Genomic DNA, 25,619 nt, shown 5'->3' with positions numbered 1-25,619 from the left:
ACATTTGTTTGCATTTTTACCGGAGGTTATTGCAAATATCCAAAGAACGAGCTTCAGATCAGCATATCGGGGCGAAACTTGGTTTGGTTCGTCTAAATGCTGTACACTGGAGCGCCCGGATTCAATTTTGCAAAGTATTTAAAACTCGTGTGTAAACGAATGGTACAATGAATAGAACTGAACATGATACGCGAAAATTTGAAGGAGGAGCATGAATGGTCGAACAGATCGATTTGTTTGCAGAGTCATCACCGAATGGCGGAGGAAGCCGTTCAGGATACGATGCTGACGACATTCAAGTGCTCGAAGGCCTTGTTGCGGTACGCAAACGGCCAGGCATGTACATAGGGAGCACAAGCTCGTCGGGCTTGCATCATCTAGTGTGGGAAATTGTGGATAACGCTGTCGACGAGCATTTGGCCAAGTACTGCTCGAGAATTGAACTTACCTTGCATAAAGACGGGTCCGTTACCGTGTATGATAACGGACGGGGCATTCCGACCGGCATGCATAAGACCGGCATTCCGACGCCGCAGGTCGTATTTACGATCCTGCATGCGGGCGGCAAGTTCGGCGGCTCCGGATACAAGAAATCCGGCGGCTTGCACGGGGTTGGCGCGTCGGTAACGAACGCATTATCCGAGTGGCTGGAAGTGGAGATTTACCGGGAGGGCAAGATCCACCGCCAGCGTTTCGAATATTGGCAGGACAAGAAAGGGAAAGAGCATGTCGGGGAGCCGGTTACCGGACTCGAGGTGCTGGGCAACACGTCGAAGACCGGAACGAAAGTTACGTTCAAGCCGGATGCGCGCGTGTTCTCCTCCGGCATCCAATTGAATTACGACACGCTGGCGGAGCGGCTGCAGGAGATTGCGTTCCTGAACTCGGGTCTTCGCATCGTCTTGAAGGATGAGCGCAGCGGGAACAACGACGAGTTTTTCTACGAAGGCGGAGCAAGCCAGTTCGTACAGTTCCTGAACGAGGGCAAGGATGTACTGCATGACGTCATCCATTTCTTTGCCGAGAAGGACGATATTGAGGTGGAAATTGCGCTTCAATATAACGCAGGTTATACGGAGACGCTGGCCTCGTTCGTCAACTCGATTCCGACGCGCGGCGGCGGTACGCATGAGACCGGCTTCAAGACCGCTTATACCCGCGTGATGAATGATTATGCCCGCAAGAATAATCTGTTGAAGGAAAAGGACAAGAACCTGGAGGGCAACGATCTGCGGGAAGGCATGATGGCGGTCATCAGCGTGAAGATGGCCGAGGTCGAATTCGTCGGACAGACGAAGGACCAGCTCGGGAGCGCTTCGGCGCGCAGTGCGGTTGACAGCATCGTTACCGAGAAAATGCAAATCTTCCTCGAAGAGAATCCACAGGTTGCCCAAACGCTGCTCAGGAAGGCCATCCAGGCTTCGAAGGCGCGCGAAGCGGCGCGGAAAGCCCGGGATGAAATGCGAAGCGGCAAGAAGCGAAGCGAAAGCTCGAATCTGGGCGGCAAGCTGACGCCGGCGCAGTCGAAGGATTTCTCGAGAACCGAGCTGTTCATCGTCGAAGGCGATTCGGCGGGCGGTTCGGCGAAGCAGGGGCGCGATTCGAAGATTCAGGCCATCCTGCCGCTGAAAGGAAAACCGATGAATCCGGAAAAATCAAAGCTGGCCGACATCCTCAAGAATGAAGAGTACCGGGCTATCGTTTCGGCGATCGGCTCAGGAATCGGCAATGAATTTTCCTCGGCGGACAGCAATTATTCCAAGATCATTATCATGACGGACGCGGATACGGACGGCGCCCATATTCAGGTGCTGCTGCTGACGTTCTTCTACCGGTACATGAAGCCGCTGATCGATGAAGGCCGTGTCTACATCGCACAGCCTCCGCTGTACAAAATCGCCAGCAAATCCGGGAAACTGGAAACGGTCCGTTATGCGTGGACCGAAGAGCAGCTTGCGAACTACTTGAAGGAATTCAAAAATTACGAGCTGCAGCGTTATAAGGGACTTGGCGAGATGAATCCGGAGCAGCTGTGGGAAACGACGATGAATCCCGAGACGCGGACGCTGCTTCAGGTGCAGATCGAGGATGCGGCCAAGGCGGAAAGACGCGTATCAACCCTGATGGGAGATAAGGTCGATCCCCGCAAACGTTGGATCGTAGAGAACGTTAATTTTGCGGAGTTTGAGGAATAGAAGGTGGAAGCATGAGTTTATCTGAACAGTTTTTGCCGGCATACCTGGAAGAGGTCGTAGGGGACCGCTTCGGCCGGTATTCGAAATATATTATTCAGGACCGGGCGATCCCCGACGTTCGCGACGGCCTGAAGCCGGTTCAGCGCCGCATTTTGTATGCGATGTACGACTCCGGCAACACGCCGGACAAGCCCTACCGCAAATCCGCCAAGACCGTCGGGGACGTTATGGGTAATTATCACCCTCACGGTGATTCGTCCATTTACGAGGGCATGGTCCGGATGGCCCAGCCTTGGAAGATGGGGCATGTACTGGTCGACGGACATGGCAACTGGGGCTCCCAGGACGATGACCCGGCTGCAGCGATGCGTTATACCGAGGCGCGTCTCTCGCCGATCGCGATGGAGCTTCTGCGCGATATCGAGAAGCGGACCGTGCTGTTCAAGGACAATTTCGACAATACGGCGAAGGAACCGGTCGTTCTGCCGTCCCGGTATCCGAATCTGCTGGTCAACGGGGCAAGCGGAATTTCGGCAGGCTTTGCGACGGAAATTCCGCCTCACAACTTGCGGGAAGTGATCGATGCCTGCATTGCGGTCATGCAAAAGCCCGAGATCGAGCTGTCGGAAATTATGACCTTTATCAAGGGACCGGACTTTCCGACGAGCGGCATCATCATGGGCGGCGATGGCATCCTGGATGCCTACCGGACGGGCAAAGGCCGCGTATACCTTCGCTCCAAGACGGAGATTGAATCGCTTCGCGGCGGCAAGCAGCAGATCGTCATTACGGAGATTCCGTATCAGGTCGTCAAGTCGAGACTGGTAACCGCGATGGAAAACATCCGGCTGGAGAAGAAGGTCGAGGGCATTGCCGAAGTGCGGGACGAGAGCGGACGCGAAGGGCTCCGCATCGTGGTGGAGCTGAAGAAGGACGCCGATGCGAACGGCATTCTTGCTTATCTGTTCAAGAAGACCGATCTGCAGATTACGTACAATTTCAATATGGTTGCGATTGTAAACAAAACCCCTCAGCAGCTGGGCCTTAAAGCGATGCTGGAGGCATACATCGAGCACCAGCGCGAGGTCGTCACGCACCGAACGCAGTATGAGCTGGAGAAGGCGGAGGACCGGGCGCATGTATTGGAGGGCCTGGTTAAGGCGCTGAACATTTTGGATGAAGTCATTGCGGCGATCAAAGCATCCAAGAACCGTCAGGATGCACAGAATAACCTGCAGTGGATGTTCGGCTTTACGGAGCGCCAGGCGGATTCTATTCTAACTTTGCAATTATACCGCCTAACGAATCTTGAGATCCATTCGCTGCAAAAAGAGCTGGACGAGCTCATGAAGAAAATCGACAACCTGCGCGGCATTCTCGCCAGCGACAAAAAGCTGATCGGGGTAATCCGCAAGGAGCTGCTCGAAATTCGCGAGAAATACGGGGTGGACCGCCGCTCCGTTATTCAGGAAGAAGTGGAAGAGATCAAGGTGAATCTCGAGGTGCTCGTCAATGCGGAGGACGTGCTCGTTACGATGTCCCATGATGGATACATTAAGCGGACCAGCATGCTCTCCTTCACCCGAAGCGGCGGGGAGCTTGAGAGCTCGGGGATCAAGGAAGGGGACCACATCACCCGTCTATTCGAAGTGAACACGCTGGACAACCTGCTGCTGTTCACAAGCCGCGGGCAGTATTTCCTGCTGCCGGTTCACCAGATACCGGAATATAAATGGAAGGATGCCGGAACGGCGATCGTCAATGTCATCCAGCTTCCGAAAGAGGATACGATCGTATCCGCCATTCCGGTAACGAATTTTGAAGAGCCTGGAAAATCGCTCGTCTTCGTTACCCGCAAAGGGCAGGTGAAGCGAACCGAGCTGAAGGATTACGTCACCAAACGATCAGGGGCGGTTGCTGCGGCCAAGGTAGCAGCGGATGACAGCGTCATCCAGGTCGTGCTGAGCGACGGGACGAAGGATATTGTGCTCATCTCCAAAGACGGCATGAGCATTCGCTTCAAGGAGCAAGAGGTTAACGCGATGGGCCGCGTGTCCGCCGGCGTCCGGGGCATCCAGCTCCGTGAAGGGGATGAGGTGGTTTCCGCCTTGTGGGTGGAAGAGGATGAAGGCGAAATCTTGACGATTACCGATCTGGGATACGGCAAACGGAGTCTGCTGATCGACTATCCTGCCCAAAGCCGAGGCGGCAAAGGAATCGCGACCTTCGAGTTCAAGGAAGGCAAGCGGGTGAAGCCGAACGGCAGCGCCATCGCCGGAGCATTCTATTGCAGAGAACCGATCGATATTACAGCCTACGGGGATGACGGGCAAGCGTATCCGATTCATTCCGAGAAAGTACCGATCGCTGAACGGAAGTCGATAGGCAAGCTTCTGGCCGATGTCGGCAAAAAAGGACGGATTGTGAGTCTGGTTCATTTGCCTAACAGCGGGCAGGACAAAGAAGTTTAGTTTCGCTAAGCTGATGAAGTTGTTAGCTGTAAAGCTGTTAAGTTAGACAGTTAAGTTTAAATCTGCTAAAGCATCCCTTGCGAGTCACATGTGCGTCTCTATGCGCAAGTGCTTCAACAGGGATGCTTTTTCATATTCATAATAGGAGTCACCGAGCGACTGTTGGTAGTAAGTTCGGAGATTAGTAGAAAGCGGAAGTCATCCTCTGCTGCTTGGATTTATACTTTTTGACATATGTCTTGCCTTGTCGAAGGAATGTGATTATTGAAAAATGCCGTCATACTAGGGCTGGTGGGTTTTGTCGCATTGTTGGAAATTATATTTTTTAACGAAAAAAGAAGGATATTGGTAGGCGATCCGCGAACAATTAATCTAATAAACGACTTATGGAGAGCTGGCAGCTCGGCTTAACAACGGCGGCCTATGGAGATGCGGTGCAGATATCGGGTGATTTCGAATCAGGTTCGATCAGATATAGCAGAAGGGATGGATGAACATGCATACTGCTGAATTCGCGAAGGTATGGTCCAAGCTGGCCAAGGATTACAAGCTTCATATGGAGGCTGGACTTGCGCCTACGTTGACCGAAGCGCAACTGACCGTGCTGGAGGTGCTTCAGGAACAGGAGCGGATGAAGCCCTCGGATTTTATCCCGTATCTGGCTACCAGTCCGGCTGCGGTCACGATGCTTCTTGATCGCATGGAGAAGAATGGCTTGATTAAGCGGGAGCGTGATGAGCATGATCGGCGCATTGTGTGGGTTACGATTTCCTATAAAGGAAACGAGGAATACAGCCGCGGCATGCGGGTTCGGGATGAATATCTGTCACAGGTGCTAAATCGTATCTCTTCGCATAATCAGCAGCTGCTGGTATATTTGCTTGGTAAGATCAGCACGTCTCCACAGGAAGCCTTAGTGGAGGTATAACTGCCAGCTTATCATCGGATGATGCTATTATTCAGATGATATTATTATTCGGATGATGTTATTATTCGGATATTGCTCGCGACGGATAACATGAAGCAGCCCCGCCTGCGTCGAGCCGAGAGGTCCGCGAGTGGGGCTGCTTCTGTTTTATGCGTTTTGCGCTGCCAGAATTCCTTCAAGCAGGCCGTTTAAGCACATCTTATTTCAGGAGCCACAATGCCGGAACATTGGCCGGCTCCCAGCCCGGAAGAGAGGTATGGGCTTGGCGGCATTCGTATGTTTTCCCGCCATAGGATACGAGTGCACCCTGCTGATAGGAGGTATTTGGAGCCCATGCAGGGATCTCCGGCGCCGAGCCGTCCAGCGTCTTTACCTCCAGCGCATTGCTGGCGGCCGAGGCGTTGCCGGCTGCATCACGCGCTTTCACGGTAAACGAATAGGCCGTATCCGGCGTCAGGCCGGTGACCGTGTAGCTGAGGGCAGTGCCGGAAACAGTCGTAACCAAAGCGTCACCGCGGTATATTTCGTACCCGGTTACGCCGACATTATCGGTTGCCGCGTTCCATTCCAGCGAGACGCTGGTCGATGTCAAGTCGGCTGCTCTCAGATGGACGGGGGCGGAAGGAGCCTGCGTGTCGGGGACCGGATCGCTCGTTGAAGCGGTCAGCGGAGTGCTCGCGGCCGAGACGTTGCCTGCCCCATCAAGCGCTTTTACGGTAAACGTATAGGAGGCTCCTGCTTGTAATCCGGTGATCGTATGGCTCAAATTAGATCCGGACACCGTGGCGACCCGGGAGGAGCCTTGGTAGACTTCATAGCCGGTTACGCCGATATTGTCGGTTGAGGCGTTCCATGCGAGCGATATGGAGCTGCTTGTCGCTCCGGTCGATCGAAGGCCGGTCGGGGCGCTTGGAGGCTGGGTATCCTGATTGCCCCCGCCATTGTTCAGATTCACGTCGATAACGTTATAGAAGGCATTGCCTGTATCGGCGATTTCCCACACGGCGAGGATCAGGTAATAACCGCTGCGGTCATTCGGAACGTTGCACGCATGGGTTACCGTGTTCGGCGGTCGCTTGCCGCCGTCATTGAACGAGCAGAACAGCTCGAGGTCGGCTCTTGCCAGCGGTTTGTTGGCATCCCAGCCTTTCTTCGTAATATAATACTTCCAATCCGATGTTGCATGCGCAGCGGTCAACACCCATTTAAAAGTGTTCGGACCGCCGTTCATGTTCACTTTGCTCCACCGCGTCGGGGTTTGTTCATATAGCTCGGTAAAAATGCCCGCGCCCGTAATTTGCCCGTCCGCCGGTCCGCCCGTCGGGAAATTCCCTTTCCCTTCCAGGGACTGTGGTTCATAAATAATCCGGCCGCAATTTTTGTTCTCGCCGAGCTTGCATTTGTAGGCACGACTGGCAGGCGATTCGATATAGCCATGTGCGGAGGCCGTATTCGTCGTAATGACCATTACGAGGAAGAAAGCAGCAAACTTCCGAGAAAAATCCACAGCGGTTCAACGATAGGCGGCGTGAAGCTTGAACGTGAATCTCTTGCATCATGAAATTCCCTCCTTCAACATATGTGCTTCTTAATGAACGTCTGGTTGCAGGGTTCAGCCACTTTCCGATCATGTCAGTGCTTTCATTACGATCAACAACGCATGTGACAGGCTGACTCCGGAGCGTTCACCTCCTTAAATAGGGGATAGCTTATATAAACTCATACGAAATGAGTTTATACCATGATTGTACAATTCGACTAAAAATTGTTAAACTATTCTATTCCTATTCTTCGGAATTCCTTGGCTCGTGTAAAGGATAAAATTGTATTATCGAGGGGGAAAATATTTGAACGTAATGGGTTGGCTACATAAAAAAGACGAGCTCCGCTGTGTTATCAGCGGAGCTCGTCTTTTACTATGTTCAGCAAGTGAAGGTGGCAGTCAATGCCTCTTGGTTATCGAAAATGCATTCTTGTCGAACGATACGAATGATTCCCAACGATTCAACGATTCGAAGGATTCGAACTTGAGCGCGGTTTATCTTTCCTCATTGGCTTTGGAGCGTCCGCATCAACGAATCCATCGAGAATTGGGACCATGGATGAACGGCAGGGGGCGCCGAGTAAATATTGACCTCCTCTTTGGTGGTAGGGTGGGGGAAGCCGACCCGTACAGACCAGAGCGCAATTTGCTGCCCGGCTTGATTCACCTTGCTGCCGTATTTTTGGTCTCCATACAGCGGGTTATCCGCATGACTGAATTGCACGCGGATTTGATGCGGTCGGCCCGTGTGCAGCTCGATCAGCACAAGACTTAGGCCATTCATGGATTCAAGGACGGTGTAATCCAATAGCGCTTCCTTCGCGCCAGCCGTGGCTTTGGGAACGACCCGAACCGTATTGGTCTTCGTATCCTTCAAGAGGTAATTGTGAAGCCTTCCGGAAGGCTTTGACGGAATACCGTGAACAATGGCTGCATACTGTTTCAGAAAGCTCCTTGAGCGAACGGCCTCCGATAATCGGGAGGCTGCCTTGGAGGTTTTGGCAAACACCATAGCTCCTCCGACCGGACGGTCCAAGCGGTGCACCAATCCCAGATATACGTTGCCCGGTTTGTTGTACCGTTCTTTGATATCCTGCTTCAGGATGGTCAGCATATCGGGATCACCCGTAGCATCCTCTTGGGACGGCACATTGACCGGCTTGGCTACGCCGAGCACATGATTATCCTCGAAGAGAATCGGCACGCTTGGGTACGGGCGGTGAGAGTCACGGTTCGTCATCGTATCAGGACTCCCATCTGCCAAGAATGCCGCAGGGGAGATTCAGCCCCGAACGGGTGATCGGGAGGCCGATTTCACCGGCGCTGATCGTACCGCCATACTTTGGCTTCATCGTCATGGAGAGCATATTGTGCAGAACGGTCGGCGAAATGCCGGTCGTATAGGAATTGATCAGCATAAACAGCGGCTGGTCGGAGACGATGCTCAGGCAGCTTTCGAGGAACGGGTACAGGCTCTGCTCGAGCTTCCATGTTTCGCCTCCCGGTCCCCGGCCGTAGGACGGCGGGTCCATAATGATCGCATCATATTTGTTGCCGCGGCGCTGCTCCCGCTGGACGAATTTAAATACATCATCGGTGATGTACCGGATCGGCTTGTCGGCTAGGCCGGATAAAGCGGCATTTTCCTTGGCCCACTGGACCATGCCCTTCGCCGCGTCCACATGCACGACCTGGGCTCCGGCATAGGCCGCCGCCACGGTTGCGCCACCGGTGTATGCGAACAGATTAAGCACCCGAATCGGCCGCTTGGCCGCTTGGATTTTGTCCATCATCCAGCGCCAGTTCGCCGCTTGCTCCGGGAACAGGCCGGTATGCTTGAAGTTCGTCGGCCGGATGTGAAATTTTAGTTGATCGTAGGAAATCGTCCAACGTTCCGGGAGCTGCTTCTTCATCTCCCATTGGCCGCCTCCGGACGAGCTGCGGTGATAATGGCCGTGAACATTCCGCCATAATCCGTCCTCCCGTTCGATAGGCCAGATGATCTGCGGATCCGGACGCCGGAGAATAATATCGCCCCAGCGCTCCAGCTTCTCGCCGCCGCCGGTATCAAGAACCTCGTAGTCTTGCCAATCCTGTGCTACATACATGTTGAAATCCATCCTTCAAATAGTCATTTAGATTTTATTGTACAACAAACCGGAAGCCGAATGCCACCTAGTACAGCCGGTGAGCGAAAAAGGAATAGAGCTTGCTTTGCCAGCCTGCTGGAGTACAACAGAGCGATCCTGTCCCTGGACACGCCTATCCTGCTTTTTTTAGCCGAGTCCTTCGAACGCCGAGTGGAAACGAAATTCACCCTGCATCGATTCAAGCGAACCTCGATGAAGCTCTGCTACCATAAAGACCTCATCGGGCACCGTAAACTGGCGGATCTCGAAGCCATGCGCCCTGGCTTGAACAAAGCCAAACCGCGGGTAATAGTCCTTGTGGCCGAACAAGAACACGAGCGGATAACCGTGTGCCCCGCATCGTTTCTTGCCTTCTTCGATCAGCTGCTCGCCGACGCCCCGCCGCTGGCATTCGGGAAGGACCGCAAGCGGTCCGAGGGCGGCAACCTGATAGAGCGTCCCGCCGTCATTCAGGGTGGCAGGACTGAACATGATGTGCCCGATCACGATCCCATTATCTTCGGCAACGATGGATAGCTCCGGGTTTATGGCCGGATCTATGCGCAGCCTTTCCATTAATATTTTCTCGTCCTCTCCGCCAAAGGCGCGGAGCAGAAGCTGATGAACGCTATCGATATCGTCCTTGCTCTCTGTTCGAATCCTCATATTCCATCTCTCCTTATCAGCGTTGGAATCGGTTCAATAATCTATACTTGATTGACGCCGTTACACCGACAAATTTATGTCTCATCCGGCTTTGTTTCGATCGTAAGTCCGTCAATATGCTTCCGTCTCATCAAGTTTCGTTTCTTGCGGTTCTCTTTGCTCTCAAAAACGATGTCGAGATCATAGTCATCCGGATACAAGTCTTCAGCAGCAATGAACGGCTTCAGCCGCTTGTGGTTGATCCGATGCTTGACCTGCTGAATCAATACGCCGACATTCCCTTTGGCATCCTTCGGCTCATACACCGTGCCGCTTCGTTTCAAATAAGGCACATAGACCCGGTCGCCGAGACGGAAGAGGGGAGGAGAAGCTGCTTCCACGTTCTCCGCGGCTATCGGTGCTGCGCCTGAATCCGGGAACCCTGTTTCCGTAGCCGGAGCTTTAACGGCCTCAGTTGTTTCCACAGACTCTGCTGCTACCGCTTCCGCCGGCGGCGTGGCAGCATTTTCTTTCTTTGGCTCGCCGGCCATCGGCAGAGCTGTATTCGCCTGAACAGCCGCCGTGGCCGTTGGCTGCGCCGCGCCCAACACCGTTTCCCGGGGCGTACCTTGATGAGCTTCAATCGGTGCTTCTTCATCGGTTGTATTAGGCATATACGTGCCGAACTCACCCGGAAGCGCCCTCGTCTCCCCAGGCTCCGCGAAGTGAGCCGTTACCGCTTTGGCTTTCGTAATTTCACGGGATCTCGCGATAATCGGTTCCGGAATTCCGAGTTTAGCCGCGATGACAAAGGCATAGCTGTGACCTGCCTCACCAATGCGCAGCCGATACAGCGGCTCCAGCGTCTCCGTGTCGAATTCCATGCGGGCATTTTCAAATCCCGGGGTGCGTGCGGCAAAATTTTTAATCTCGGTAAAATGGGTCGTTACGACTACGGTCGATTGACGCTTATGAAGTTCCTCCAGTATGGCAATTGACAAGCCGACCCCTTCTCCGGGATCGGTTCCTGACGCCATTTCATCCAGCAAGATCAACGTGGAGGGGCCTGCGGTCTGCAAAATTTCCCGGATGTTGCGAATATGGGCAGAGAAGGTGCTGAGCGCATGCTCGAGGCTTTGCCCGTCGCCGATGTCTACGGCAACCTCGTCGAAGACGGCGCACTGGCTGCCTTCTCCGACGGGAACGAGCAGTCCTGACTGCACCATCAGCGTAATGAGCCCGACAGTTTTAAGCGCCGATGTTTTTCCGCCGGTATTGGGCCCAGTAATGATGAGCGTCTTATAACGATCACCGATCGCGAAATCCAGCGGTACCATGGAGGCGCCGATCAGCGGATGCGTGGCGCTCCGGAGCCGGATCAGGCCTTCCTGATTGATGCCGACGTTCCTGCCGCCGATGGACAATGCATATTTGCCCCTGGCGATAATGAAATCATAAATGCCGACGGTATCCGCATTCATTCTGAGCTCGTGCTCATACTGCTCGGTCATCGAGGTCAGCTCGCTCAGCACTTTCGTCTCCTCGCGGGCTTCATCGGCATGAAGCAGATTCAGTTCCATCTGCAGCGATTGGAGCTCGGAAGGCTCGATAAACACCGTTTGGCCGCTTGCGGATTCATCCAGCACGCTCCCGTTCAGCGTTTTCCGGAACTCCTTCTTGATCGGCAGGACATACCGGTCGCCGCGCTTACTGATGACATGCTCCTGCATGATCCCTTTATAACGGCTGACAAGACTGTCGAGCTTGCGCTTTATCCGTTCTTCGGCAACAAGGATTTTCTTGCGAATTTTGGCCAAATCTTTGCTGGCGCTGTCAACCACCCGGCCGGCATGGATGCTGCGCTCAAGCTCGGACAGCAGCGGCTTCAGCTCATGCATGGAGGAGGCGTAAGAGCTGACGGTCGGTGCGATAGCACTCTTGTTCTCCATATATTTGATCAGCTGACGGCAGCTGCGAAGGAACTGGATCAGATGCCCGAAATCGCGTTCGGTCAGCACATATCCGGTACCGATCAGGTCGAGAATCAGCTCGATCCCTTCAAGCGACGGTATGGGTACGCTGGCGCCCGCATTCAGCAGCGCGCGGGCTTCCTCGGTTTCATCAAGCCTGTGGCGAATGGCTTTCAATTGCGTGAGCGGAGTCATGTTCCGGATATGCCGGATACCCAGATACGACATGGCAAAGCGTTCAAGCTCGCCCTGGATTCGGTAATACTCTAATTTGTTTAATGCGGAAGGATTCATGCTCTTCGATTCTCCTTTATTGTTCATAATGGCTAGGCAAAGGGATGCGGTAAAGTTTCATACAAACGCAAAAGGGCGGAAAGTGAACATAGGGTTCACTCTCCGCCCGGATGCAAGGCTATTCCGATAAATGTATGCTCATGAGTTGCGCCTAAATAACCCTTGGCCTAGACAAGGGGGGGCGAACCTAAAAAATCCGCGCCAAAACTGCAGCGCGGATGAGCATAGCATATCTGAATAAAGCCTAAAGGGGCTTCAATTGATATCCGCAGTTCTTAACTAATTCATCGGAGGAAATGTGGATACCCATCAAGAAATAAACATAGACCCGGAGGGGTTATGCCCATTATTTGCCAATCTTGACGATCACGCATTCCATCCCTATGAAATTGGCTTAGTTAAGAACGACCACCGACATCAAAATCTCTCCTTTAGGTAAGGTATGGTCCTACTATATACATATTCCCGAATAGTTGTCAAGGGGCAAGGGGGGAAATGGCTGGGTTGATCGAAACTGTGATATGATGGAAATGGTTTCTTTAACGGAACATGAACAGACGGGATTCATTCGATCGCACAACATGTGAGAGGAGCTGTAACCATGGGGAAAATGCTGGCTAGAAATGAGGTTAAAGTCGAAGCAACCTGGAATCTGGACGATTTATTTGCAACGGAGCAGGAATTCGAAGCAGGCTTGCAGGACGTGGAAGCACAGGCGGCCCGATTGACGCGGTTTCAAGGCAGACTGGGCGAGGGGGCGCATGTTCTTCTTGAATGCTTGAATGAGCATGAAGCGCTTATGGAGCGAATCGGAAAGGTATCGGCCTATGCCCGTCTCCGGCAATCGGAGGACGGGACCAATCCGGCGAATCTTGCCAGAGCCGCCAAGACGGGCGACTTGGTATCACGGATCAAATCCTCGCTGACATTCCTTGAATCAGAGCTGCTTGAGCTGGAAGAAGGCGTCATTGATACATATATCCATCAGGAGGAGGGACTTAAATCGTATGAACGCAGCTTGAAGCTGCTGCTCGAAACGAAGCCGCACCGGCTCAGTCCCGAATCGGAGCGCGTTCTTGCATCGCTCAGCGAAGTGCTTGGGGCTCCATACCGTATTTATTTGCGGGGCAAGCTGTCGGATATGACGTTCGACGATATTTCGCTGCGGGAAGAAACGATGCCGGTTTCCTTCCGCCTCTACGAGAACGCGTACGAGATGTCGGAGGATACCGAGCTCCGCCGTGAAGCTTATGCTTCGTTCACCAAGTCGCTCCAAGGCTCGAGGCACACGTTTGCCGAAGCATACGCGACCGAGGTGAAGAAACAGGTCGTGCTGTCCCGGCTGCGCGGCTACGAGTCCGTGACGGACATGCTGCTGCAGCCGCAGCAGGTGACGAAGGAGATGTACAATCATATCCACGATACGATCCTATCCGAGCTTGCTCCCCATATGCGCAGGCTCATGGCTCTGAAGAAGCGGGTGCTCGGTCTGGATCGGATGCAGTTTTGCGACCTGAAGGCGCCGATGGATCCGGACTTCAATCCAAGCATTACGTATGAGGAAGCATGTGCCACGATTACCGACTCGCTGGCGATTCTGGGGTCTGAATATACGGATATCGTCGAGACCGCATTTGCGAACCGCTGGGTGGATTATGCGGACAACATCGGTAAGTCGACGGGGGCCTTTTGCTCCTCGGTATACGGCGCACACTCCTATATACTCTTGACATGGGCGGACAACATGCGAGGCGCTTTTACGCTGGCGCATGAAATCGGCCATGCCGGTCATCTGATGCTGGCAGCCCGCAACCAGCGTATGACCAATGCGCGCCCTTCCATGTATTTTATCGAAGCTCCGTCCACGATGAACGAGCTTCTGCTGGCAGACCACCTGATGAGCAAATCCCAGGACAAGCGGATGCGCCGCTGGATCATTCTTCAGCTGCTCAGCACCTACTATCATAATTATGTGACGCACCTGCTGGAAGCCGAATTGCAGAGACGGGTATACGCGCATGCGATGGCGGATCAGCCGATCACGGCCGATACGCTCTCGTCATTGAAAGGCGCCGTGCTGTCCGACTTCTGGGGAGATGCGCTGGAGCTGGACGAAGGCGCTAAATTAACCTGGATGAGGCAGCCGCATTACTATATGGGCTTGTACCCGTATACCTACGCGGCGGGCTTGACGGCCTCGACGGCCGCGGCACAGCTCATTCGCGAGGAAGGCCAGCCCGCGGTAGACCGCTGGCTGCAAGTGCTCAAGGCTGGCGGCAGCATGACGCCGCTGGAGCTGATGTCCCTTGCCGGCGTCGATATGACGACAGCCGAGCCGATCTCTAAAGCCGTAGCCTATGTTGGGTCGCTGGTGGATGAGCTGGAGTCTTTATACGCTTGATCTTCACAAAAAAAAGGAGAACCGAGGGGCATTTCTCATGCCCTCGGTTCTTTTTTTCATTATTCATGCGCTTCCTCAAACATCGTCCGGACCGTATCCTCCGGCTCTACGGCCCTTGTCGGAATGGAGAAATAGAACGTGGAGCCGCCGAATTCCCGGCTGTCTACGCCGATCATGCCGCCCATGAGCTCGACGAGCTTCTTGCTGATCGCCAGTCCCAGCCCGGTACCGCCGTACTTGCGGTTTAACGATGGGTGAAGCTGGGAGAAGGAGAGGAACAGCTGATGCTGACGGTCGGACGGAATACCGATCCCGGTATCCGTCACCCGGATCGTCAGGGTGAACTCGCCGGTACCGGTGCGCCGGATCGCATCGGCGGTCAGCGTCACGCTGCCATGCTCCGTAAACTTGATGGCGTTGCTGACCAAATTGACAAGCACCTGGCGAAGCCGCAAAGGATCGGCCATGATGGCATCAGGAACGCTCTCTTCGTTCACGCTCCAGGATAGACTCAGCCCTTTCTCGCTTGCTTTGGCGGAGAACAAGTCGGCAATGCTTCCCAGCAGGCTGCGGACATCAACACGCTCCTCGCTAATCGTCATTTTACCGGTCTCGATCCGGCTGAAATCGAGGATTTCGTTCAGGATATGCAGCAGCGATTCCCCGCTCTCCTGAAGAATGTCCGTATAATTTGCCTGTTCTTCATCGAGGTCGGTCGATTTCAGAAGATCGATCATCCCGATAATGCCATTCATCGGCGTACGAAGCTCATGGCTCATCATCGTCAAAAATTCCGTCTTGGCCTGATCCGCCCGCTCAGCCGATTCTTTGGCGCGTATGATCTCTTTCTCATCGGTAATATCGCGGAATACCATCACGGCGCCTTTTCGCTCGCCCCGGTCCCAGATCGGATTGACCTGGTAGTTGGCCAGAAAGCTGGTTCCGTCGCGCCGCCACAGCACGATCTCGGTACGGAGGAGAGGCGTTCCTTCAAGGAGTGCCATCACGAGGGGAGAGTTCCTCCTGCGGTAAAAGCTGCCGTCATGGCGAATCTCCCTGATGATTTGATGACAGGACCTGCCGATGACATCATCCGCATCTTCCCCCAGCATGGACGCACCGGCCGGATTGATGAAGGCGACCTTGCCGTTTATGTCCAGCCCGATAATGCCTTCGGATACCGTGTTCAGCAGCAGCGTGAGCTCACGGCTCAGCTTTTTGATCTCCTCCATCGAACGGTTACGCTCGGTAATGTCCCGGGTAATTCCGTAAACGCCGACAACCTCTTCATCCACGATGATCGGAATGTTGACGGTATTGATTTCAATCGGATGTCCTTCCTTGTGAATAATCGTCAGGTCATAGCTCTGCGGTTTTCCTTCCTTCGCCTGGCTAAAATGGTACTGCGTCCGCGGCAAATCCTTATCCGCCACGATGGGACCGTAATACATGCCGACAAGCTCGTCCAGCGAATAGCCGGTCAATGTCTGCAAATTCCGATTAGCCGTCAAATATTCGCCTTCCAGATTCATGGAGTAGACGGCAAGCGGATTATACTCGAAGAGTGATCGGTACCGCTGCTCGCTTTCTTTCAGCTTGAACTCGATGCGCTTTCGTTCGGATATATCCCGGGCGATGGAGATGATTTCTCGATGCCCGTCCTGGCCCGTAATGAACTTGCAGTTTACTTCGAACCAGATATGCCTTCCGTCTTTATGTAAGTAACGGAAGGTGATCGGAGTAAGAGAGGTTTCCTCGAGGGTGCGCTGCAGATACGCTTTGAGCGGCCCGATGTCCTCCGGATATACGTAATCGTAAGCGCTGGTCCCCACAAGCTCTTCAGGATTGTAACCGAGGAGCGAAAAACAGGAAGGCGAGCAGTATAGAAAGGTGCAATCGTCAGTCGTATTCCGCGAGATGAAATCCAGCGAATTTTCCGTAATCAGCCTGTATTTCTTCTCGTTCTCAACCATTTGCTGCGCGATTAGCGATTCCTCTGTTATGTCCTGGGCCATCCCGACCAATTCGATCGGCTTGCCCTCGCTTCTGGCCGATACTTCCCACTGTGCCCGGAGCGTTCGGATAGAGCCATCGGCAATTTGGATCCTGTAAATAATCTCGTCGGGCTGCCCCTTGATAGCCGACAGAATCGCACGGCGGAGACGCTTGCGGTCTTCAGGGACAACCGCGGAAAGAAGGGATAAATGATTGCGCTCGACCGCCTGCAGCCGGTAGCCGTAAATTCGGCGTATTTCTTCGCTGAAGGATAATGTCCGGGTCACAAGATCCCATCTCCAGGAACCGATTTTCGCGATCCGCTGGGCTCGGGCGAGCGTGTCCTCATCGATTTTGCGCTTGGTAATATTGCGTGCGATCGCCAGCACCTTTGTTATATGACCGTCGGCCTCCCGGATGATGTGGAAGGAGGTTTCAAACCACAGATAATGTCCGTCCTTATGGCGGATGCGCCTGTTAAATATTTCGCTATCCGAGAACAGCTTGCCGGGCTGTTTCATTTCTTCGGAATCGGCCGGATGGTAAAACTCGGCGCGATGCCTCCCAACCATCTCTTCCTGACGATACCCTAACAAGGGGGTTGCGGAAGGGGAGACATATTCAATAATCCCGTCTGCATTGCTGATCGAGATAAGATCTTGTCCGCTCTTCAGTATGAGCGCAAGCAGTTCTTCCTGACGGATCATCGGCAAGGGAGGTTCCTCGGTCTGCACCCTGTCAATGCAGCACAGGATGAGCGGAGCCTCTCCGCTGGCCGGTGATGCCAGGAGAGAGAACTCCGCGGTTATGGACCTTGCTCGTCCATCCGCGGACTGAAACGTAATCGCCTCTTGAAGTCCATCGGCGATATCATAGCTTTCAATTCGCTGCAAAGCTTGTTGGGAGAGGCCCTCCAGAACCTGGAGATCACGAGGCGTTCGTGTCAGCAGCTCGGAACGCGGGGATCCAAGGATTTCGCAGAAGCGTTCGTTCAGCATTACAATCTGCTCCGTCTTTAAGGATATCAAAACCGCCCCGACAGGCAGTTTGTTAAACATGGGTTCCCAGAACCAATCTTCCGTAAAATTCCTCATATCATAGGCTGCCTCCCTGAGAAATGCTCTACCACTTTGATCATAGTGGATCGTTCTTTGTTCTAGCAATAGATAAAAGGATACAAATCAACATGACAAAACTTATGCGAAAGAGCTTACCGGTAAGCCCTGTTCGTACGAGATTTGGTGCAAATATGTAGGATGGATACCGAACATGCTTGCTTAACGCGGGTTCGAACTTCTAAGGAAATCTTAACATCCGTTCTTCAGATAAAAAGCCCCTGAATCTTGTCAGGCTCCCGCAAACGCGTGCTTGAACAATCCGTAACCTCCTTATTTGGTTGTACTATACCCGTATCATTCTTCGTTTAAACCGTATTTCGGCTGTAGGCTAACACCCTGTGCGGCCTAATTGCATAGTATGCAGGGTAGAAGATAACGAAGGAGGAAACATCATGAACACCTATCCAACTCAACAACAAATGCTGTTTCAATGCGATCATCATATGGCCCATTCCATGAAGAAGCACAAGGAGAACGCCCATGCTGCCTTGAAAAAGGCAATGAAACACAAGGTCCGCGTAGAGACGATGGATGATGAAGTATTCGAAGGGGTCGTCGTCAATGTAGACGCTAAATACGTGTACATCCAGATCGAGCAGGAAGGAAGCAGAGGCTTTTATCCGGGCTATCCATATCCGAGACCGCCGTTTGCGCCGTATCCATACAATCCGTATTACAGTAACGTCATCCTGCCGTTGGCGCTGTTTGACCTGCTGGCCGTCAGTCTGCTGTGGTAATTCATTAGTGCACGGGGTGCTCCTGAAGGTGATTGGACCAGGTGCACCCCCTATTTTTGGAGCAGTGAAGTGCAGCATCCTACTTGTCAGGGAAGAACAGCATTGTCGAAATAACGAGAAACGACCGCGCTGTATCAAACAGCTTTTGCTTCTTCAACGTTGGCATTTTGATGGGAAGGAGAAAAAAAATTTAAATGTTTACATACATGCTGTATGTATGTTAAATTATACCCATAAACGAACAAGGAGTTGTTGATGCAATGAACGTACAAGGCTTTTATCCGGTTATCATGTCGGGGGTTATGGAAGAGAGCAAGGATTTTTATACCCGTTTGTTCGGCTTCGAGGTTGTCTTTGAAGCGGATTGGTACATAAGCCTGAAACGAAATGCCGGACCGGACAAGGCATACGAGCTCGCCGTATTATCTTGGAATCATGAAACGATACCGTCTGCTTTTCAGAGAAAGGTGCAGGGAATGATTCTCAATTTTGAGGTGGACGATGTCGACGCTGAATATGAACGGCTGATCAAGCAGGAGGGTCTCCCGCTGCATCTGGATATTCGTGACGAGGCCTTCGGTCAAAGACATTTCATCACAAGCGATCCGAGCGGTGTGCTGATCGACATGATCCAGATTATCCCCCCATCCGAGGACTTTGCGGACAACTATAAGGAAGACGTATGGACCGATCCGGAATCCAAGGCCGTCCAATGACGCAATCCAAGCCATTAAAAAGTTATTTCGGGAGGGAGCTGGCCCTGACCTTATCGGATCTGATTCAGCCGCTCGTTCCCCGGTTTCCTGCCGAATCATTCGTTGTGTCCGTAACCCGGCAATCCGAATCCCTAGAGCTCAAAGGAAGAGTTGCGATGATCGCGGCCGAGCTTCATCAAGCGCTGGACATGCCTTATGAGGACAGTCTTGAGGTTCTCCTTAATATCCTCGGCCCGGAAAATGAAACCGAGCAGGGCATGTTCACGAACGGCTATTTCTTAATGCCGGTTGCGTACTATGTCGAGCGTTACGGACTTCAGCATATTGATCTGTCCATGCATGCTTTATATGAGATTACGAAGCGGCATACTTCGGAGTATGCAATCCGTCCTTTTTTGCTGCAGTATGAGGATCAGTGCCTTGAACGGTTGATGGAGTGGAGAACGGATTCCAGCCTGCATGTCCGCAGACTCGTTAGCGAAGGAACGCGTCCCCGCCTCCCTTGGGCCAAGCGGATTCCGTTTATAAAGGGGGATCCTTCCCATCATCTTGCTTTAATCGAGCCGCTGCTCAATGACCCATCCCTCTATGTCAGAAAGTCCGTGGCCAATCATCTGCACGATGTAAGCAAGGATGACCGGGATCTTGTAATCCATTGGCTGGCAGAGAGACAGCACAGCGGCGGGGAGCATTTTCCTTGGATCGTTCGGCATGCGTGCAGATCATGGATGAAGAGCAGTGAAATGAAGAGCATGCAGGAGCTTTTCTCTTCTGCTATATTTACAACATAGAAAGAAGATTTGAAGAGAGGCATTCACCATGAAAAGAAGCAAGACAGAAGCCCAGGAGACGATGGAACGTCTGCTGCAGGTTGCAAGAGAAGAGTTCGCGGAAAAAGGCTATGCCGACACTGCGCTGGAAATGGTTGCGGATATCGCCCAGGTAACCCGGGGCGCGCTCTATCATCATTTCAAAAATAAAAAAGGGCTGTTTCTCGCCGTTCTGGATCTCGTACAGCGCGAAGTTTCAGAACGCGTCGCCTCGGAGGCGAGCCGTTCCGGGGAACCCTGGGAGCAGCTTCTGCTTGGCTGCAGAGCTTTTATCGCCGCGGCGGTAGAACCGCAGAACAAGCGGATCATGCTGATTGACGGTCCGGCAGTCGCCGGCTGGGAGACTTGGCGCCAGATGGATGAAATCCATTCGATGCGTCATCTGCGGGAGCAACTGGACGGAATGCAGCAGAAGGGGGAGATGAAACAGCTTCCCGTCGATGCGATGACCCATGCGCTGTCGGGCGCCATGAATGAATGCTCGTTGTGGGTAGCCGAAGCTGAGGATACGGCTCAAGCAGCTGATGAGTCGATGCAGATTATCGAAACGATGCTGACGGGATTTCGGCACTGACAAGCTGCAAGCCGTTCGCGGATACCGAATCAGGAGATATGCGATCGGTCCGCAAGACAAACAAGCACCCGAACGGGAGGGATCTCCAAGGTTCGGGTGCTTTTCTTCCAATAGTTGCTTTCCGGCAGGATCATTCTGGCTTCGCGGGAGGCTTTGTTCAGAGCATGGCTCGAAACCTTCCTGCCGCTTTAATCCATCGAGTCCATCAGCTTAACGATAGAGGGAGTTGTTCGCTCGTAAGATCAAGCCAATCCAATTCTTCCCGCGTCAGCCTGATCTGCGCTCCCTCATCACAGGATTTCAGTTCTTCCGCGTTTTGGGCGCCGATCAGCGCGCAGGTCGGGAAGGGCTGATTCAGAACATAAGCGAGTGCGATCTGAATCGTCGTAACCTGCTTGGCTTCAGCAAGCTTCTTGGCACGCTCGAGCCGCTCCCAGTTGGCATCGCTATAGAACACACGGACCAGATCCGCGTTGTCCCGCACCTCAGGAGTGAATCGCCCCGTGAAAAATCCTCTGGCCTGCGACGACCAGGACAATAGCGGGAATTGCTCGGCTTCATGCCATGCGCAGGTCTCTGAATCCGCAGATACGCAGCCTTTCCAGAAAGGCTCATTCGGTTTTGCAAGGCTCAAATTCGGACTGCTGAAGGAGAAGCCGACGAGTCCGTTCGCTTCCGCATATTGATTCGCCTCCCGGATCCGTTCCCAGGTCCAGTTGGACACGCCGATCGCTTTCACGGTTCCGGATTCGACATATTCGTTGAGCGCTTCCACAACTTCGCCAGCCGGCACATTCGGATCGTCGCGATGCAGTGCATACAGATCGATATAGTCGGTCTGCAGCCGCTGCAGGCTGTCGGTGATGTCACTCTTGATATCCTTCCGGGTCACGCGCGGACCGTTATGGTCGTGGTGGGCGCCCTTGGTCAGAATAACAAGCTGCTCCCGATTGCCCCGCTCCTGCATATAACGTCCGATAACTTCCTCACTTTGTCCGCCGCAATAAATATGGGCCGTATCGATCGAATTGCCCCCGATGGCCAGAAATGCGTCCAGATTGGCAGCTGCCCGCTCGTAGGAATCATGGTAGAAGTAGTCCGATCCTTTCATAAGCACGGAGACGGGTTTGTGCAAGCCCTTGATTGAAATATACTTCATGTTCATACCTCCCTTAAAAAAGTCACAATACGATTCTTGACCGCTCATGAGCGGATTTCAGACAGGCATCAATGACCCTCATATTGCGGACGGCGTCTTCAGTTGTGTATCGGAGCGGCTTGCCGTCCAATACCGCTTCGGCGATACGGTCACCCTGCTCGCTGTATGCGTTGGCGGAAGGAACCTCGATTTCCTTCCGGTCTTCACCGGTCGTCAAGAAGAAATTGGCCCCGTTCTCGGGCAGGCTGTATGCATACGGCACCTCGATCAGCCCTTCGGTCCCCACGATTTCAAGCGGATTACGGTAGGCGGCCCACATGCCGCAGTCAAAGGTCAGCGATACGTCGCCTTCAAATTCGACCAGTCCGGATGCCATCATGTCGACATGATCATGCTCCGGCGAGAAGAAGGCCTGGACGGTAACGGCTTCAGGCTCTTTATCAAGCAAAATCCGGGCTGCGTTAATCGGGTAACAGCCGACGTCATAAATGGAACCGCCGCCCCAGTCCTTACGGAATCGGACGTTGCCATGGTTGGCCGAGCTGTTAAAAGTGAAGGCGCTGCGGATGCCTCGGATCTCGCCGATCGCTCCGGATGCGATATATTCCTTCAAAATATCGTACCGCGGGTGGTAACGGTACATGAACGCTTCGGCCAGAACCACGCCGGCTTTCGCTGCGGCATCAGCCATCTCGGCGGCTTCCGCCTCCGTCAGCGCGATCGGCTTCTCGCAGAGCACATGCTTTCCGGCTTCGGCCGCCCGGATGCTCCATTCTTTATGTAAATGGTTAGGAAGGGGAATGTAGACCGCATCAATGTTGGGATCCTCGAGCAGGGCTTCATAGCTTCCATACGATATATTTATGTTAAGATCTTCGGCGGCTTGCCTTGCTTTATCCTCCTGCCGGCTTGCGATGGCTGCAACTTCATTGCGCCGGGATTGCTGGAGTCCGGGAATGACCGCGCGCTTGGCGATGCTGGCGCAGCCTAAAATGCCCCACCGTAGTTTCTTGCTCATCTTCATCAGCTCCTCCTTCGTTCTTTGAATAAGATTATATTGCGATTATAAGAGAGAATAATTAAAATTAATATAATATTATTTTGTATTCCATTAGAACAATATTGTCATCAAGGAGACCCAGGGATGAAACGCCAAATCCACTTGTTGACCCTGCCGGAGATGCCGTTCTTCTGCTTTCCCGAATCGGTGGGCATTTACCGGGATGAGCCGGAGCATTCGGTTATACGGGCTGCGGGGGCGCTGAACAATTTCAATATTCACTACGTCGCTTCCGGGACGGGCTATGTGGAAATCGATCAGCAAGTGCATACGCTTGGGCCCGGTGAAGCTGTCCTGTATTTCCCCATGCAGGCGCAGCGTTATTACAGCAGCGAAGACGATCCATGGGACGTGCGCTGGTTCCATTTTTACGGAAGCGGGCTGCAGAACTATTTGATCGAACGGGGATTCAACCGCAGTCAGCTGTGGAGTGTCCGGCAGCCTGCTGCATACGAGGAGGCGCATGAAACGCTGTTAAGGGAGGCGGAGAGGCATCGGATGCTGAACCCGGCCCAGCTGTCGACGCTAACCTATTCGCTGCTGACGGTCTTCGTGGAGCAGGCGTCCGCGCTCTCTGACCATAAATCCAGCAATTCGGGCAGCCGGATTCTCGAATTACTGCCGATCATTCAGCAGGAAGCCGCCAAGCCGTTTATATTGGAGGAATGGGCATCAAGGATCGGGGTCAGCACCTATTACTTCTGCAAGCTGTTTCGAAACGTCATGGAAATGACACCGATGGAGTTTGTTACCAGGTGCCGCCTGCAAATGGCTAAGCAATGGCTGCTGGAGCACAAGGAGAAGACGATCGGACAAATTGCCGTTGAGGCCGGTTATCCGAGCGTCAGCTATTTCAATAAGCGGTTTATGGAGCATGAAGGGATGACGCCGTCTTCCTACCGGCGCTTGCACGGAGGATAGTCCGGTCGTCCTGTTCCGTCGAACGGGAACGAGCCCGACTTAGGTCCAGGTTCTAATCACTTCTAGAGTCGGTTTTGGCTTTGGTTTAACCGGATTACAATGGAGTTAACGAAGGATTTGACGAAATCCTGACCGATGATCACGTTAAACGGGGGAAAGACCAATGTCCGATACTAAGAACTTATATATATTGTTAACCGATACGGGAACGATGTTTACGAGGCTGATCAAGCGAATTACGGCTGCGCCGTATAACCATGCTTCCATTGCACTGGATGGCCAGCTGAATGAGGTGTTCAGCTTCGGCCGGAAATGTGCCGATAATCCTTGGGTGGGAGGCTTTGTCGAGGAAGACGTATATGAAGGAACCTTCAGCCATTTTCCGGGTACGCGATGCGCGTTATTGCGCTTTGGGGTGACCCAGCAGCAGTATGATCAGGTCCGCACGGTGATCCAGCGCTATAAAGACGAGGAGGACGCCTACCGGTATAATCTGATCGGATTGTTCGGTGTACTGATGAGGCTGGATATTACGAGAGAGCGGTCCTACTTCTGCTCTCAATTCGTTGCCGAGACTTTGCGCCAGAGCGGGATCCGCCTGTGGGACCGTTCGTCCACGCTGGTGACGCCGCATGATTTTCTGCTGCACCCCTCGATGGAGGTTGTGTATGAAGGCATGCTGTACGACTATCCGCTGCTAGATCAGACAAGACTGGCAAGCTTCCATCATCCGTTTCAATCGGCGGCACAGTAGAAGGCGTCCTGAAATGGCTGGGTAGGACAGCTGAATATGATGATGTTCATCCTCTGCCGGATGGCAGAGGATGATTTATTGTTGCCGATCTCCATGGAGTCGTGCCGATCCTTATTAGAGGTATGTATGTTGATCTTCATGGGAGCCGCTCCGATCCTCGTGGGAGTCGGTCTGATTCTCATTGGAGCCGCTCCGATCCTCATGGGAATCGCGCCCATCTTTCCTATTGGAGTTGTGTCGATAGCTTCCAGCTTGAGTTGTCACGAACCATGGACAACAGGCATACCGTTATTTAATGTGTGCATTAGCCTGCCGGATTATCGTTTCAATCCGCTGTTCGTGTTGGAAAATGCTCTGCTTCTTCTCCAGAATTTGGCCGGAGAGGGTGAGCATCCGTCCCAAGGTATCCGATGTCCTTGACGGATCCTGCGATTTTACGGCGGCTTTAAAATTCTTCCATTCGGTGTTCAGCAGCTTGTTCGGAGTCGAAATCGCACTTTTTTCGCTTTTGATTTTGCTCTTGTACGGATCGATCCCGGATAGAACGGACCGCACTTTGGCCGCCTTGCCGGTACGTTCCTTCTTGGCTGCCGTCAGCGCCGCTTGCTTCCGCTTGATATCCTGCCTCCCGATATTTACCAGCAGCTTCATGCTGTTAGCCTGCGTCTGCAGCATCTTCGATAACGTCTTGTCCTTCAATTTCTTGGCTGCCGCAACTTGCTTGTTCAGCGCCGTGTAGCTGTCGAATAAAGGCTGATATTTACGCTTCGCCGCACTCAGCTGCTCCTCCAGCTGACGGATCTTATCCTTATCCAAATCGCTGATCCTCCTGCGTACTTCCGATGCCTTGGCTTCGTTGGCATAATGCAGCGCCGCGATCTTGTCATCCCAATCCATGGTCTCTTTCCGTTCGGCTTTGAACGTATCGTACTGCTTGAGCAGCTTGGTTCCGCCCGCACCGCCGGCACGGCCTGCGGTTTCGCTTAGCTGTCGGTTGATCGCATCCGTGAATTCGATCGCTGCGGCTGCGGCTTCTCGGACCGGAACTATACCGAGCAGCATATGCACTGCAAGATAGATCATGAACATTTTCTTCATCATGACAGTAACGCTCCTTCCATGCATTGGATTCGTTCCGAAAAGCTGCTCGTAAGCTCATATGAAGTCCGGGTAACTACG

Annotated in this window: 19 protein-coding genes; 10 read left to right on the top strand and 9 right to left on the bottom strand. The window is 53.1% G+C overall.

The features are described 5' to 3' along the window. Positions 1 to 215: 215 nt before the first annotated feature. From parE to BBD41_RS03705, 3 genes are all read left to right on the top strand, one after another. A complete protein-coding gene (gene parE / locus BBD41_RS03715; RefSeq protein WP_077565502.1) occupies positions 216 to 2,195 on the top strand; it encodes a DNA topoisomerase IV subunit B in 1,980 nt (659 codons plus the stop codon). A gap of 11 nt (positions 2,196 to 2,206) precedes the next feature. After that, positions 2,207 to 4,666, top strand: a complete 2,460-nt coding sequence (gyrA, locus tag BBD41_RS03710; RefSeq protein WP_099476761.1) for a DNA gyrase subunit A — start codon at positions 2,207 to 2,209, stop codon at positions 4,664 to 4,666. Between the two features lie 496 nt (positions 4,667 to 5,162). Continuing rightward, positions 5,163 to 5,594: a MarR family winged helix-turn-helix transcriptional regulator gene (locus tag BBD41_RS03705; RefSeq protein ID WP_077568923.1), complete on the top strand. Its 432-nt coding sequence runs from the start codon at positions 5,163 to 5,165 to the stop codon at positions 5,592 to 5,594. A 199-nt stretch (positions 5,595 to 5,793) separates the two neighbouring features. Here the strand turns inward: BBD41_RS03705 and BBD41_RS03700 are convergent, their stop codons facing one another. The 5 genes from BBD41_RS03700 to BBD41_RS03680 all read right to left on the bottom strand — a co-directional run bounded on the left by BBD41_RS03700 (position 5,794) and on the right by BBD41_RS03680 (position 12,175). Next, complete coding sequence (locus tag BBD41_RS03700; RefSeq protein ID WP_237087009.1) at positions 5,794 to 7,101, bottom strand: lytic polysaccharide monooxygenase; 1,308 nt, start codon at positions 7,099 to 7,101, stop codon at positions 5,794 to 5,796. A 541-nt stretch (positions 7,102 to 7,642) separates the two neighbouring features. Continuing rightward, positions 7,643 to 8,377, bottom strand: coding sequence for an RluA family pseudouridine synthase (locus BBD41_RS03695; RefSeq protein ID WP_099476760.1), 735 nt, complete (start codon positions 8,375 to 8,377; stop codon positions 7,643 to 7,645). A gap of 4 nt (positions 8,378 to 8,381) precedes the next feature. Then, positions 8,382 to 9,245, bottom strand: a complete 864-nt coding sequence (locus tag BBD41_RS03690; RefSeq protein WP_077565505.1) for a class I SAM-dependent methyltransferase — start codon at positions 9,243 to 9,245, stop codon at positions 8,382 to 8,384. A 168-nt stretch (positions 9,246 to 9,413) separates the two neighbouring features. Then, positions 9,414 to 9,932 carry a GNAT family N-acetyltransferase gene (locus tag BBD41_RS03685; RefSeq protein WP_099476759.1) on the bottom strand — a complete coding sequence of 173 codons (519 nt, stop codon included), beginning with the start codon at positions 9,930 to 9,932 and terminating at the stop codon, positions 9,414 to 9,416. 74 nt (positions 9,933 to 10,006) lie between these two features. After that, the gene (locus BBD41_RS03680; protein ID WP_099476758.1) at positions 10,007 to 12,175 is read right to left on the bottom strand and encodes an endonuclease MutS2; all 2,169 of its coding nucleotides are present in this window, start codon (positions 12,173 to 12,175) and stop codon (positions 10,007 to 10,009) included. 601 nt (positions 12,176 to 12,776) lie between these two features. Here BBD41_RS03680 and pepF point away from each other — a divergent pair. Continuing rightward, a complete protein-coding gene (gene pepF / locus BBD41_RS03675) occupies positions 12,777 to 14,576 on the top strand; it encodes an oligoendopeptidase F (protein WP_099476757.1) in 1,800 nt (599 codons plus the stop codon). Positions 14,577 to 14,635: 59 nt separating this feature from the next. Here the strand turns inward: pepF and BBD41_RS03670 are convergent, their stop codons facing one another. Next, positions 14,636 to 17,665 carry a PAS domain-containing protein gene (locus tag BBD41_RS03670; protein ID WP_099476756.1) on the bottom strand — a complete coding sequence of 1,010 codons (3,030 nt, stop codon included), beginning with the start codon at positions 17,663 to 17,665 and terminating at the stop codon, positions 14,636 to 14,638. 416 nt (positions 17,666 to 18,081) lie between these two features. Between BBD41_RS03670 and BBD41_RS03665 the strand changes: the two genes are divergently transcribed. From BBD41_RS03665 to BBD41_RS03650, 4 genes are all read left to right on the top strand, one after another. Beyond that, positions 18,082 to 18,426: an LSm family protein gene (locus tag BBD41_RS03665; RefSeq protein WP_077565510.1), complete on the top strand. Its 345-nt coding sequence runs from the start codon at positions 18,082 to 18,084 to the stop codon at positions 18,424 to 18,426. 260 nt (positions 18,427 to 18,686) lie between these two features. Then, complete coding sequence (locus BBD41_RS03660; protein ID WP_099476755.1) at positions 18,687 to 19,142, top strand: VOC family protein; 456 nt, start codon at positions 18,687 to 18,689, stop codon at positions 19,140 to 19,142. Then, the gene (locus BBD41_RS03655; RefSeq protein WP_099476754.1) at positions 19,139 to 19,933 is read left to right on the top strand and encodes a DNA alkylation repair protein; all 795 of its coding nucleotides are present in this window, start codon (positions 19,139 to 19,141) and stop codon (positions 19,931 to 19,933) included. The genes BBD41_RS03660 and BBD41_RS03655 overlap by 4 nt, the downstream gene beginning before the upstream one ends. 28 nt (positions 19,934 to 19,961) lie before the next feature. Continuing rightward, the gene (locus BBD41_RS03650) at positions 19,962 to 20,546 is read left to right on the top strand and encodes a TetR/AcrR family transcriptional regulator (protein ID WP_099476753.1); all 585 of its coding nucleotides are present in this window, start codon (positions 19,962 to 19,964) and stop codon (positions 20,544 to 20,546) included. A gap of 205 nt (positions 20,547 to 20,751) precedes the next feature. Here the strand turns inward: BBD41_RS03650 and BBD41_RS03645 are convergent, their stop codons facing one another. Then, on the bottom strand, positions 20,752 to 21,705 hold the full coding sequence (locus BBD41_RS03645) for an aldo/keto reductase (RefSeq protein ID WP_099476752.1): 954 nt from the start codon (positions 21,703 to 21,705) through the stop codon (positions 20,752 to 20,754). Between the two features lie 22 nt (positions 21,706 to 21,727). Next, positions 21,728 to 22,723, bottom strand: coding sequence for a Gfo/Idh/MocA family protein (locus BBD41_RS03640; RefSeq protein ID WP_099480455.1), 996 nt, complete (start codon positions 22,721 to 22,723; stop codon positions 21,728 to 21,730). 126 nt (positions 22,724 to 22,849) lie between these two features. Here BBD41_RS03640 and BBD41_RS03635 point away from each other — a divergent pair, with 126 nt between their 5' ends. Both BBD41_RS03635 and BBD41_RS03630 read left to right on the top strand, forming a co-directional pair. Next, positions 22,850 to 23,686, top strand: coding sequence for a helix-turn-helix transcriptional regulator (locus BBD41_RS03635; RefSeq protein WP_077565515.1), 837 nt, complete (start codon positions 22,850 to 22,852; stop codon positions 23,684 to 23,686). 163 nt (positions 23,687 to 23,849) lie between these two features. Beyond that, positions 23,850 to 24,440: a C40 family peptidase gene (locus BBD41_RS03630; protein ID WP_077565516.1), complete on the top strand. Its 591-nt coding sequence runs from the start codon at positions 23,850 to 23,852 to the stop codon at positions 24,438 to 24,440. Between the two features lie 288 nt (positions 24,441 to 24,728). Here BBD41_RS03630 and BBD41_RS03620 read toward each other — a convergent pair whose 3' ends face one another. After that, on the bottom strand, positions 24,729 to 25,541 hold the full coding sequence (locus BBD41_RS03620) for a hypothetical protein (RefSeq protein WP_099476750.1): 813 nt from the start codon (positions 25,539 to 25,541) through the stop codon (positions 24,729 to 24,731). Positions 25,542 to 25,619 lie beyond the last annotated feature (78 nt).

The organism is Paenibacillus ihbetae (assembly GCF_002741055.1).
GTDB lineage: Bacteria > Bacillota > Bacilli > Paenibacillales > Paenibacillaceae > Paenibacillus_AQ > Paenibacillus_AQ ihbetae.
This window is presented reverse-complemented; position numbering and strand designations above follow the sequence as displayed.

What these genes read in the sequence shown, in the direction of transcription:
- BBD41_RS03640 (WP_099480455.1), bottom strand. Translation starts at nt 22,723, where the DNA reads ATGAGCAAGAAACTACGGTGGGGCATTTTAGGCTGCGCCAGCATCGCC.
- gyrA (WP_099476761.1), top strand. Translation starts at nt 2,207, where the DNA reads ATGAGTTTATCTGAACAGTTTTTGCCGGCATACCTGGAAGAGGTCGTA.
- BBD41_RS03705 (WP_077568923.1), top strand. Translation starts at nt 5,163, where the DNA reads ATGCATACTGCTGAATTCGCGAAGGTATGGTCCAAGCTGGCCAAGGAT.
- BBD41_RS03635 (WP_077565515.1), top strand. Translation starts at nt 22,850, where the DNA reads ATGAAACGCCAAATCCACTTGTTGACCCTGCCGGAGATGCCGTTCTTC.
- BBD41_RS03670 (WP_099476756.1), bottom strand. Translation starts at nt 17,665, where the DNA reads ATGAGGAATTTTACGGAAGATTGGTTCTGGGAACCCATGTTTAACAAA.
- BBD41_RS03655 (WP_099476754.1), top strand. Translation starts at nt 19,139, where the DNA reads ATGACGCAATCCAAGCCATTAAAAAGTTATTTCGGGAGGGAGCTGGCC.
- BBD41_RS03620 (WP_099476750.1), bottom strand. Translation starts at nt 25,541, where the DNA reads ATGATGAAGAAAATGTTCATGATCTATCTTGCAGTGCATATGCTGCTC.
- BBD41_RS03680 (WP_099476758.1), bottom strand. Translation starts at nt 12,175, where the DNA reads ATGAATCCTTCCGCATTAAACAAATTAGAGTATTACCGAATCCAGGGC.
- BBD41_RS03660 (WP_099476755.1), top strand. Translation starts at nt 18,687, where the DNA reads ATGAACGTACAAGGCTTTTATCCGGTTATCATGTCGGGGGTTATGGAA.
- BBD41_RS03665 (WP_077565510.1), top strand. Translation starts at nt 18,082, where the DNA reads ATGAACACCTATCCAACTCAACAACAAATGCTGTTTCAATGCGATCAT.
- BBD41_RS03630 (WP_077565516.1), top strand. Translation starts at nt 23,850, where the DNA reads ATGTCCGATACTAAGAACTTATATATATTGTTAACCGATACGGGAACG.
- BBD41_RS03645 (WP_099476752.1), bottom strand. Translation starts at nt 21,705, where the DNA reads ATGAAGTATATTTCAATCAAGGGCTTGCACAAACCCGTCTCCGTGCTT.
- BBD41_RS03690 (WP_077565505.1), bottom strand. Translation starts at nt 9,245, where the DNA reads ATGTATGTAGCACAGGATTGGCAAGACTACGAGGTTCTTGATACCGGC.
- parE (WP_077565502.1), top strand. Translation starts at nt 216, where the DNA reads ATGGTCGAACAGATCGATTTGTTTGCAGAGTCATCACCGAATGGCGGA.
- pepF (WP_099476757.1), top strand. Translation starts at nt 12,777, where the DNA reads ATGGGGAAAATGCTGGCTAGAAATGAGGTTAAAGTCGAAGCAACCTGG.
- BBD41_RS03695 (WP_099476760.1), bottom strand. Translation starts at nt 8,377, where the DNA reads ATGACGAACCGTGACTCTCACCGCCCGTACCCAAGCGTGCCGATTCTC.
- BBD41_RS03650 (WP_099476753.1), top strand. Translation starts at nt 19,962, where the DNA reads ATGAAAAGAAGCAAGACAGAAGCCCAGGAGACGATGGAACGTCTGCTG.
- BBD41_RS03685 (WP_099476759.1), bottom strand. Translation starts at nt 9,932, where the DNA reads ATGAGGATTCGAACAGAGAGCAAGGACGATATCGATAGCGTTCATCAG.